Raw genomic sequence first — 10,821 nt, 5'->3', positions numbered from 1 at the left:
GCACGACACCGAAGGCATAGGCTTCGATCGCATGCGTTGCGGTTGAAATGTCGAGACGCAGTTCGGCTGAAAACAGTTGGATGATCCCCATGCTGGCGAACTCCGATGTTCCGATGCAGAACGTTCCGAGCGCCAGCGTCAGCAGGGTCAGCGTCTTTCGGCTGAGCTGGCGCGCATCGTTGCAATGCGCCCTCGCAGACTTGCACTGCGGTTCGTAGGCTTCTTCAAGCATGACGGTTCTCCTGAGTCAGACGATTCCGGCATGGCGAGCGCCAGGGCCCAGGACGAACCACCAATGGGCCAGCACGCCAATGCCCCAGCTCACCAGCACGTACGCCACCCAATAGGGTGCGCCGGTCCAGAGGTTGATGCCGGCAAGCATGGCCATGCTCAGCACGAACACGATCGAGTGGATGCGAAAGCCACGCTTGCGCTCCGAGATGTCGAGCTTCTTCATGTTTTCCTCCTGTCTCCAGCATCGCCCCGGCGACGTGCCGGGGCGCCCGATTCATCGAACCGATGCCCGCGCCGCCTGGTCGATGGCCTCGGCCACCGCCTCGGGCTGCGAGATGTACGAGGCGTGGCTGGCCCGCACCTCCTTGATCGAGGCCTTCGCTCGGCCCGCCATCTGGCGCTGTGCGGGCGGCGGGATGATGCGGTCTTCGGTGCTCAGCACGTACCAGCTGCCGTGCGTCTTCCACGCGGGCTGCGACACCTTCGCCTCGAAGGCCGCCGCCGCCGGGGGGATCTGCGCCGCGGCCAGGAACGCGGCCTGTGCCGGTGGCAGGTCCTGCGCGAAGGCCTGCGGGAAGACGGCAGCGTCGAAGAACAGGTAGCCGTCGGCCGACGGCTGCACCGGAGGCGGGGCACCGCCTTCGAGCATCGACGCCACCGACTCGCCGGCATCGGGCACGAAGGCGGCCACGTAGACGAGCCCCGCCACGTTCGGGGCGTTGCCCGCCTCGGTGATCACCACGCCGCCGTAGGAATGGCCCACCAGCAGGGCCGGCCCGTTCTGCCGGGCCAGCACGCGCTGCACGGCGGCCACGTCCGCCGCCAGCGAGGTGAGCGGGTTCTGCACGATGCTGACGGCGTAGCCCCTGGCCCGCAGCAGATCGTGCACGCGGTGCCAGCCCGAGCCATCGGCCCAGGCGCCATGAACGAGAACGACGTTTTTCACTTTGGCTTTCTCCAGGGGTTGTTGAGCGCCGGCCGGCGCGCCTGCCAGCAGGGCCACGGCGAGCGGCACCACCAGGCGCAGCAGGTGGATGGGGTTCTTCACGACAAGCCTCCTTCAGCGGGTTGGAACAGTTGATGAAACCGGCGTCAGCGCGAGCCAGCCGATGGCCGGTGCGTGCAGGCTGTGGATGTACAGGCGCTGCGCGGTTTCGGTGGCGCCAGTCGTCTCCGGGTAGGCGCCGGTGGGGTCCTGCAGGTCTTCGACGACGCGGCCGTCTTCGTCGATCGCGAAGACATGACCGTAGGGTTTGCCGAGCGGCAGCCATGCGCGCGGCAGCCGCAGCAGCACCTTGCGCAGAAAGGGCCGCTCGGCGAGGCTGTCGGCGGCGGGATTGCGCGGCTTGAAGAGGCCGACCCAGATTCGGCCGTCGCGGCCGCGCATCAGGTTGTCGGGGTAACCGGGAAGGTTGTCGAGCAGCACGCGGGCCTGGGGCGTGGCACGCTGCACATCGATGCCGCGTGCCGCAGCGTCGAGTTTCCAGATCCGGTAGCGGCCGGTCTCGGCGACGAACAGCGTGCGCCCGTCAGCCGACAGCGCGATGCCGTTGGCGAACGAGAAACCCCGTGCCACCACACGCGTGCCGTGCGCCACCGGGTCGTAGGCCAGCACGCGGCCGGTGGCGGCCTGCTCGAGGATGTCGAGCACGCTGGCCTCGTAGGTGCCGCCCCAGTGCGAAGGTGCAAAGCGCGACGAGGCGTCGGTGAAGTACACCGTACCGTCCGGCGCGACGGCCACCGAGTTGGCATACCGGATCGGGTCGTCGGGGCCGACTCGGTCGGCCAGCAGTTCCACCCGACCATCGCGACCGATGGCCAGCAGCCCCTTCATCGCATCGGCGGCCAGCATGCGGCCCTGGGCATCGAAGTCGAAGCCCAACACCCGCCCGCCGGTGTCGGCCAACACCTCGCGCCGGCCGCCATCGGCATCCATGCGCAGCAGCGTTCCGCTGGTCATGGCAGCGTAGAGCTTGCCGTCCGGCCCGAGTGCGATGTGCTCGGGGCCGAAGTCGCTGCCGATGTCGATCCTGTGCAGCCCGGCCAGGCGTGTGTTGGGCGCGTGAGGCCCCTCGTAGCCGGGCGGCCGCGGTGCCGGCCAGGCCACCGGCTCGGCGGGCACCGGCCAGAGGCAGAGGTAGGCCGCGGCGCCGGCTGCTGCCAGCGCCACCGCAGCCGCGAGCGCCTTGCCAGTCGATCGACGCTTCATGGCCTGCCTCCTTGTTCGCGTTCGCCGATGAAGGAGCCGTGGAAGCCCAGCGGTATCGACGCCGGCACGTCCGCGCGGGCCAACAGCGTCATGTCGCGTGCATCCAGGATGGACAGCGCCGAGCCTGTCGTGCGCTGGCTGCACCCCACGGTGAGCAGCACGCCGTCGTCTTCGTCGACACCGCCCGGACGGGCGACGAAGACAGGCTCGCCGTAGATGCGCTCGCCGTCGCTGAAGGCACAGCTCTGGCCGCTGCGCACGTCCACCTTCACGATGGACGACGCGTAGCCGTCGTCGTCCCGTGGGCCGTCGGCCGCACCCCAGGTGTAGCGGTAGTCGCTTCCGCTGGACCGGCGGTAGTGGATGCAGGGGAACTCAAACGCCGCGTCGCCGAGCATCTGCACCTCGGCACGGGGCCTGCCCGGCCGCATCGTGATGCGCACCAGCTTCGGCCTGAGGTCGGGCAGTCGCTCGGCCATGCGAGCAACGCGCAGGTCTTCCATGATCGTCGCGTCCGGATAGGCCAGCGCGTCGAGCACCGTCTCGCCATCGCGCTCGAAGGCGTTGACGGTGTGGAACACGAACATCGCGTCGGCCTCATGCTCGGTCGTCGCCCCGCTCCCGCGATCCATCACGATCAGCCGCGTGCCGTCCTGCGGGCGCCACTCGAAGTGGTCGATGTAGCCAAGGTTGGACCACAGCATGTCCCGTGGCCGCACGGCAAACGGATGCGCCAGCAGCACCGCGCGCGTCGGCGTGAGCCCGAACGAATGTAGGTAGGGCACGCGGTCCGTGCGCCACGATCCGACAACCCGGCGCACGTGCGTGCGGTCGTCGTGCTCGTAGACCGAGACGACACCTCCGCCGGCACCGAAACTGGTCGCCAGGTTGACGACCTTCCGGCGCGCGAAGTCGCGATGCGGGTGGGCGCTCATCACGTTGCCGCCGAGTCCGTCAGGTCCATACGGCCGGACGCCGAGCGAGCGCAGCGACGCCGCATCGATGCGCAACTGCCGCGCCCCTTCGGTGAGGGCGACGACCTCGTCACCCATCTGCACGATGTTGACGTTGGTGTTGTCGGTGCTTCGTTGCACTGGCTGCAGCAGCCGCTGCCAGGCTGTGCGCTCCGTCGGCGTGCCGAACGAGGAGAGCTTCGCACGGCCGCCTGCGATCTCGCGAGCGGCCTCGCTGTCGAGCAAGCGCGACTGGAACCGCACCGTCGAAGCACCGATGCGGAAGGCGTAGATCTGGCCGAGGCCATCGAACCAGTGTTGCGCCTGCCATGAGCCCTGTGCGAACACGGCGGGGCAGGTGCGCAGCAGGTCGCCCTGCAGCCAGGACGGCACCGTGCCGGTGACGTCGGCGTCACACCGCTCCGCGACATCGGGCGAACGCCGGAACGGCGCGATCGATTCGAGCTCGCGGGAACGGCGTTGAGTCTGCTGCATGGCGTCTGCGCTCCGTGGGGCTCTCACGAGATGGGTGCGGCCACCGGGCCGCTGCCGTCGATGGCCAGTTCGGCACCGCTGATGCCACCGGCTTCGTCGGAGCACAGAAACAGGCACCCATGCGCGACCTGGATCGGCGCAACGCCGCACAGCGTGGGCGGCTGCACGAAGCCGGACAGCACCACGTTGATGCGGATGTTGTCGGTCATGCAGGCCAGGGCCGCGTTCCTGGTCATGCTGCGCACGGCACCGGTGGTGGCGTGGCACGCGTACGCCTCTCCCGCCGGCAGGTGGTTCAGTGCCGGCGCGATGTTGACGATGGCGCCAGCCTTCTGCCGCCGCATCACGCCCACGGCCTCGCGCATGCCGAGAAAGACGCCGGTCTGATTCAACGCGATGGACCACATCCATGAACTCGCGGAGAGTTCGTCGAGCCGTTCGTACGATGCAGCCGCGGCCGCGTTGACCAGCACGTCGAGTCGCCCGCTTCGCTCGATGACGCGGTCCACCGCGCTCTGCCATGCCAGCTCGCTGGTGACATCGAGTGCCAACGCGCAGACATCGGGCGAGCGGTCGTTCGAAGCCGCAGGGTCGCTCGCGAACACCGTCGCTCCCTCTTCGACGRAGAGCTTGGCCACCGCGAGCCCGATCCCCGCCTCCGCCCCTGTCACAAGGGCCACTTTGTCTTTGAGTCTCATCATGAGACACAGGCTAGTGGAAGGGTCCTCGTGCGTATTCGCAGATCTTGCGCATCCCTTTCCCGCGTTTGCGCTCCTGAAGTTCTGAAGCTCAATCCACCTCGAGGCGCTGGTCGCGGCACAGCGCGCGGTACTGGCCCGGCGTCACGCCGGCCGCCTTGCCGAAGACGCGCGTGAAGCTCGCCTGCGATGCGAAGCCCGTGTCCAGCGCAATCTGCGCCAGCGACGCACCGTCGGCGGCCAGCATCGCCTTGGCCGCTTCGATCCGGCGTTCGCTCACGTAGCGATGCGGCGGCACGCCCATCGCCTCGCGGAACAGGCGGGCGAAATGGAAGGGGCTGAGGCAGGCCTGGCTGGCCAGGCCGTCCAGCGACAGAGCGGTGGCCAGGTGGGCTTCGATGAACTCGAGCACGCGCTTCAACCGCCGGCGGTCGAGCGTTGGCGCCGTCGGCGGCACGCGCCAGCGGTCGACCGTGTAGTGCCCCATCAGGCGTGCTGCGACCGCGGTGCGAATGCCGTCGCAGAAGATGCGGTCATCGTGCCGGTTGCCRCTGCGCATGAACGCCTGCAGCGCGCCCCCGAGTTGTGCCATCACAGGGTCGGCGACCGCTGCCGCGTAGGCGAGACGGCATCGATCCGGATCGATGCCGTAGTCGGCCAGGGCACTTCGTTCCAGCAGGCTGGCCGGCATGAACAGATGCAGGCATTCGAGCGGCGCGTCGAGCTCCAGCTGCGTTTCATGCGTCCCCGCCGGCACCAGCCAGCTCGTGCCGGGCAGTGCCACGCGCTCCTGCCGCTGGCCATCGCCGGTGCGCCGCACCGTGCCCTGGCCGGACAGGATGATCACGAGCTCCGTGCAACTGGACGTGACGGGGTTGTAGGCACCGCCCGGCACCTGCCGGTGCTCCGCACGCAGCGTGTCCCACTCCGTGGTTCCGGCCAGCAGCTCGCTGCTGGCGTACTTCACATCACTTTGTGTCTGCAGCGGCATCGACGATCCTTCTGGCGGGGGGTGCCATGAGGATCGCTGGACCAGTCTTGCCGATCAAGTTAAGTGCGGTTAGGTCCTTGCGCTGCCGAAGTGCAGGCCGCCCCAACGCAGTGCGTGCCATGCATGCTGGCTTGCGGTTTTGCTTGCGGCTCTCTCAGGGCTTGTCGAGCCGTGCAAGAAGGTCGGTCGCCACCACGAGGTCGCGCGTCGCGAAGCCTTCGGTGAACTCACCGTGGATCGGCCGCAGCATCGCGCGAGCGTCTGCCGTCCGCGACTGCAGCAGCCAGAGCCTGGCCAGATCGTTGGCGGCCCGCAGCCGCCATGACAACGCGCCGATCTCGATGGCCATCGTCATCGACTCGGCGAGCACCGCCTCGGCCTCCGCCGCCCGGCCCGTGGCCGCGAGGATGGACGAGCGGATGCGCAGCAACTCCGGAATGCACCAACGCTCGTTCTGGGTGACGGCGCCATCGAGCGCGGCCCGCATCGCGGCTTGCGCCTCGCCGAGACGCCCGCTTCTGGYGAGGGCGTCGGCCAGGACGCCCAGATAGAAGGGCATCCGCGCCAGGTAGTTGATCGCGCGGAACTCCTCGATCCCCCGAGCGAGGTCGTCGATCCCCTGCGCGGGCACGACGGCCTGCCCGCAGGCGAGCGCTGCGCGATAGAAGACGACCACCGGGCGCCGGACACCGATGCCATGTCGAAGCACTTGCTCTTCGAGCAGCTCGACGTAGTAGCTGCATTCGTCGTGATGTCCCGAGAGAAAGAAGATCGGACACGCCCACGACAGGCAGTTGCTGACCGAGAACCAGTACCTGGTCCTGAGCGCGGCATCGACCGTGGCGGCCGCCGTGCGCGCAGCCGTCTCGGGCGAGCCCGTCAACCACTGCGCGTGCGACAGCACACTCCCGAGATCGACGTTCCGGTAGACCAGGAAGCGCACGAGTCGCGAGTCGTTGAAGTCGCGCGCATCGGGGTTGTAGAGCCGCTCGAGACGCTGCCTCGCGCTGTGCAGCTTGCCGACGAACAGTTCGCCTATGGCGAGATAGTTCTCCCGCTCTCGCGCCGCGGACGAGTCCTCGGCGGCGACAGCGGCGGCGATCGACGCGCAGCTCTCGAGCGTGCGGATCCCGTCGTCGTTCCGGCCCCCCATGATCTCGCAGGCACCGATGGTCCTCAGGCATCGGAGCCGGGCGTCGACGTTGCCGAGCCGGACCGCGATGTCCAGGGCCCGATGCATCGCGCTCATCACCTGGGGCGTGAGGCCGCGGGCAAAGAGGGTGTTGCCTGCCAGGGACATCTGGAGATGCATCTCGATCGCCGTCCCGGATTGCCCGGCTGCGTCGAGCTCCGCGACGGCCTCGCCGACGTGCCGGCGGCATTCCTCGGTCAGCGACAAGTGGTTCCAGAGGAGGACGCCTGCGGCGGTCAGGCGGATGCGCAGCGATCGCAGCGCCTCATCGCGCCCCGACCAGGCGAGCGCAGCGCGAAGGTCCTCGAGGTAGTGCCCGTAGGAGGCCTCCCACTCGTGCAGCTCGATGCGTTCCCAATCGGTAGCGGCCCGCTCGAGCACCGCGCACAGGTGTTCCGCATGGCGGCTGCGGACCGTGGCGTCCTCGGCACTCACCCGCAGGCGTTCGAGGCAGTAGGCGCGCGTGGTCTCGAGGAGGCGATAGGTCAACTGGTCATTTCTGGTGTCCATCACGAGCAGCGACTTCGAGGACAGCCGCGACAGCGCATCCATCACCTCCGCTGCGTTTGCGCCGGACACGGCGCTCGCTCCATCGGCGCTGAAGGTGCCGGCGAACACCGCGATGGCGCGCAGCAGGGCGGCCTCGTTTACCGACAGGAGCCCGTAACTCCAGTCGAGGGTCGCCAACAGGGATTGCTGCCTCAGCGGCGCGCCGGGTGGGCCGAGCCTGAGAAGCCGGAATCTGTCGTCGAGCATCTGCAGGATCTGCACGGGGGAGAAGGCAGCAGTCTGGGTCGCGGCCAGTTCGATCGCCAGTGCATTGCCATCGAGCCGCCGGCAGATTTCAGCGACCGCCGGGGCGTCGCCATCCGTCAATCGATAGCCCGAGCGCTCGGCAGCGCGTGCGGCGAACAGTTCGACGGCGGGAAACCTGCGGGCCTCGTCCGCTGCGGGATGCTCGCTCGGGTCGCATTCCAGCCCGCGCAGGCGATGCACTCGCTCGCCCCGGATCCGAAGGGGCTCACGGCTCGTCGCGAGGATGCGAACGCCATCGAGGTGAGCCGCCAGCCTCTCCACGGCAGCCGCCACCGCAGGCAGCAGGTGCTCGCAATTGTCGAACAGCAGGGTCTTCTGTTGCCGCCGCAAGGCATGCACGACGCTCGACAGCGGATCGCCACTCGTCACGCCGAGGCCGAGCGCCGACGCAATCGCCGCTGGCACGAACTGCGGGTCGCTGATCATCGCCAGGTCGATGAATGCGGCGCCATCGGCACGCTGCGTTGCCGCTGCATGAGCCGCCGCGACCGCGATGGTCGTCTTTCCGACGCCGCCGGCGCCGACGATCGACACGATCCGAGCCTCATCGAGGCCGCGCCGGACGCCTTCGATGGCCTGCGCCCTCCCGAAGATTCGTGCAGTTCCGGCGGRCAAGCTCCCGCTGCGTGCTGACGGCGATGCAGCGTGCGGTCCGAATCCCGGCAGCTCTACGGTCTGGACAGGTGCGATGAATCGATAGCCTCGCCCCGTGACCGTCGCGATGTACCTGGCAGCGCCTGCTTCGTCGCCCAGCACCCGTCGCAACGCCACCATGTTGACCTTGAGGTTCTCCTCCTCCACGACGGCGTCCGGCCAGGCTCGATCCATCAGATCGCGCTTGCTGACGACTTCGCCCGGCCGCTCGACCAGTGCAGTCAGGATGTCCAATGCACGGCTTCCGATGCGGACGGGAACGCCATCCCTCAACAGCAACTGGCGATCGGGACTCAGCACGAAGGGTTCGAACGCGAAATGGCGAGGTGCTTTCCGGGTGGAGTCGCTGGTCACGGCCAGCTCCCGTCATCGTGGCCCACTGTCAATCCTCCCGAGACTCCGTCGACGATCTCCGAAGCACTCACCCTGCTTTTGATCCGTTCTGATTCAGTTGCCGGCACCCGCACTGCGAGGATCGGCGCGGATTATCGGAGGTTTTGGCGCACTGTGGCGCAGACCAGAAAGGGCTTCTGGTGCCTCGGGTCGGGGTCGGAAGGCCGCAAAGATGTTTGCTTGTGGATGGTTTGGCGCAATTTCGGCGCACTCTCACACGTCTCAGCGAGAAATAAATCTCTCGTCGACCAGGCTCTGTTGAACGTCTGCTCTCGCGAGCAGCGAAGTAGAGCTATCGACCCGTTGCTGACCTTCGACGTCGCGCTCTCAAAGCCGCAAAGCCGCCATTCAGGGACCTGTGGCCTATCGAAGTAGGAACGCCTGCTTGTACATGAAGGAGGAAGCTGCTTGGGGCCAGCGCAAACCAGCCGCGAGAGCCGCAGCTTGATCCGAAGCCTGCCCGTCGAGCAAGACGTGACTCTGCGGCTGTGAGTTTGGCTGGACGACGACCACTACCTGTAGCGTGTGGAGTCGCCCGTCATGTCGCGGCAGCATAGGCGCAACTGCACGAAGGAGTCGGACCTGGAGTTCATCGGTGCCCGCCGTGATGCCTTGGGGCGGCTGGCCTCGGAACCCAGTTGTGCCTGGGTACACCGCGAAGTCTCCGAACTTGTACTGCTCGCGCTCAAGCGCGATGGCCTTCAGGAGTGCTTGACCAAAGCCGAGGTACCACTCTTGCACGGCTGTGTCGGCTGCTTCGACGATGGTAGAACCAATGCCGATTTGCGTGGACGCGAGATACGACTGGTTGGAGCCGTCGAACAATACGGCGAAGTTGGAACTCAGCACAAATTGTCCGGCGTGTCGGGTTGTGCTCTCCAGGACGGGATCAATGCGAACGATCTGTTTTCCGATCGAAATTTCACCATTGCGCACGGAGTATGCAGGGGACGCACCGGCGGAGGCTCCCGCTGAGGTGAGTAGCTTCTGCAGACTGCTGGCAAGAAGGTCTTCTTCGCTTGCAGCCAGGGCATGGAAATGAACCGTCGCCGCGACGGCAAGAACGGCGAGAAGGCGCGCAAGTCTTGGATTCATTGGGCGCTCCTTGCGCTCGATGGTTCGCATACCAAAGCATTCTGACAGCGACGCATAAGGCGAAGGCATCTGCACGCGCGCGCAGGCAGCAAGACGAGCCTGCCGTGTGCTTCAGCGAGCCAGACTGAAAGCCGTCGTTGGCGAATGACTGCAAGTGGCGGCGGGCATTCGACCACAGGGTGCGAGCGGCAGCAACCGATCAGTTGCTGCCGTTCGCCTTAGGTGCTCGAAGGCTTGCTCTGCAGTGGAAGCTGGACACGCTGTGCCAGTCACCAAGTTTCCGCTGCTGCGGTGCCTTGGTGATACCGCATTTGCCAGCGGTCCCCGATCCGAACCCAGAGTGATGAACGCAAGGTGTGGCGCGATAGCGAGCCGTCGGTTTGCCGGTGTGCCGCCCGATAGGTGAGAAGCGCAACTCCAGGCTGCAGCTCTGTTGCGACGTACTTGTAGGCGACAACCTCGGCAGGGGTTGCTTCGGCAAGGAGCTTCTCGACGATGGCATCACGGCTCCAGTACTGCCCGGACCGTCCGATCTCTTCGAAGTCAGCATGCAGCAATGCGTTTACCCGTGGCGCACTTCCTCGAACCTCGGGACGGTGCAAATCGGCTTCGAGCTCGGAAAGCGTGCTGACAAGCTCAATGTTCGACATGTCACCCCTGTTGCGACTACTTGTGAGCCCTGAAGATTACCGTCTTGAGAGACCGCTTCAGCCTGAAACGATCGGACGGGTCGCGCTGTCGGGAGACCGCTCATGGCCGGATGCGGGTGCAGGCGCGACCGGAACCCCCCGCCCATAATCTGCGCTCCACTGCGACGCTCACAGATCTCCACCCATGCGTGTCTACCTCGATGATGAACGGGCTACCCCCGATGGGTGGGTTCGTGTCTACTGGCCAGAAGAAGCGATAGCCCTGCTCGAGTCGGGCCAAGTCGAGGAGATCAGTCTAGACCACGACCTCGGGGACGACGAGCACGGAACCGGATACGACGTTGTCCTCTGGATTGAGGAGGCCGTGGCGCTTCGCGGATTCAAACCGCAGCGCATGTTCGTCCACTCCGCGAATTCATCCGCCAAGGAGAAGATATTGTC

Annotated in this window: 10 protein-coding genes and 1 pseudogene; 1 reads left to right on the top strand and 10 read right to left on the bottom strand. The window is 66.7% G+C overall.

Going from position 1 to position 10,821, the window contains the following annotated elements:
- The 10 genes and pseudogenes from AC1D15_RS07980 to AC1D15_RS07935 all read right to left on the bottom strand — a co-directional run.
- Positions 1 to 232: pseudogene (locus AC1D15_RS07980) on the bottom strand (hypothetical protein); the annotation flags it as partial.
- A 15-nt stretch (positions 233 to 247) separates the two neighbouring features.
- Positions 248 to 457: a 2TM domain-containing protein gene (locus AC1D15_RS07975; protein WP_052212334.1), complete on the bottom strand. Its 210-nt coding sequence runs from the start codon at positions 455 to 457 to the stop codon at positions 248 to 250.
- A 51-nt stretch (positions 458 to 508) separates the two neighbouring features.
- Positions 509 to 1,282: an alpha/beta hydrolase gene (locus tag AC1D15_RS07970; RefSeq protein ID WP_465113769.1), complete on the bottom strand. Its 774-nt coding sequence runs from the start codon at positions 1,280 to 1,282 to the stop codon at positions 509 to 511.
- A 12-nt stretch (positions 1,283 to 1,294) separates the two neighbouring features.
- Positions 1,295 to 2,443, bottom strand: a complete 1,149-nt coding sequence (locus AC1D15_RS07965) for an SMP-30/gluconolactonase/LRE family protein (RefSeq protein WP_477825559.1) — start codon at positions 2,441 to 2,443, stop codon at positions 1,295 to 1,297.
- Positions 2,440 to 3,891, bottom strand: a complete 1,452-nt coding sequence (locus tag AC1D15_RS07960; protein ID WP_477825558.1) for a carotenoid oxygenase family protein — start codon at positions 3,889 to 3,891, stop codon at positions 2,440 to 2,442. The genes AC1D15_RS07965 and AC1D15_RS07960 overlap by 4 nt, the downstream gene beginning before the upstream one ends.
- 23 nt (positions 3,892 to 3,914) lie before the next feature.
- The gene (locus AC1D15_RS07955; RefSeq protein ID WP_477825560.1) at positions 3,915 to 4,589 is read right to left on the bottom strand and encodes an SDR family NAD(P)-dependent oxidoreductase; all 675 of its coding nucleotides are present in this window, start codon (positions 4,587 to 4,589) and stop codon (positions 3,915 to 3,917) included.
- Positions 4,590 to 4,680: 91 nt separating this feature from the next.
- Positions 4,681 to 5,580: a helix-turn-helix domain-containing protein gene (locus tag AC1D15_RS07950; RefSeq protein WP_465113773.1), complete on the bottom strand. Its 900-nt coding sequence runs from the start codon at positions 5,578 to 5,580 to the stop codon at positions 4,681 to 4,683.
- 154 nt (positions 5,581 to 5,734) lie between these two features.
- A complete protein-coding gene (locus AC1D15_RS07945) occupies positions 5,735 to 8,596 on the bottom strand; it encodes an ATP-binding protein (RefSeq protein ID WP_477825557.1) in 2,862 nt (953 codons plus the stop codon).
- Between the two features lie 402 nt (positions 8,597 to 8,998).
- On the bottom strand, positions 8,999 to 9,760 hold the full coding sequence (locus AC1D15_RS07940; RefSeq protein WP_477825556.1) for a DUF6348 family protein: 762 nt from the start codon (positions 9,758 to 9,760) through the stop codon (positions 8,999 to 9,001).
- Between the two features lie 239 nt (positions 9,761 to 9,999).
- Positions 10,000 to 10,380 (bottom strand): nuclear transport factor 2 family protein, encoded by a 381-nt coding sequence (locus AC1D15_RS07935; protein WP_477825555.1) that lies wholly within the window; start codon positions 10,378 to 10,380, stop codon positions 10,000 to 10,002.
- A 184-nt stretch (positions 10,381 to 10,564) separates the two neighbouring features.
- On the opposite strand from AC1D15_RS07935, the gene AC1D15_RS07930 reads away from it, so the two are divergent.
- Positions 10,565 to 10,821, top strand: a 257-nt coding sequence (locus AC1D15_RS07930) for a cyclic-phosphate processing receiver domain-containing protein (protein WP_477825554.1), incomplete at its 3' end; no start/stop codon positions are given.

Source organism: Rhizobacter sp. P2_H2 (assembly GCF_056403375.1).
This window is presented reverse-complemented; position numbering and strand designations above follow the sequence as displayed.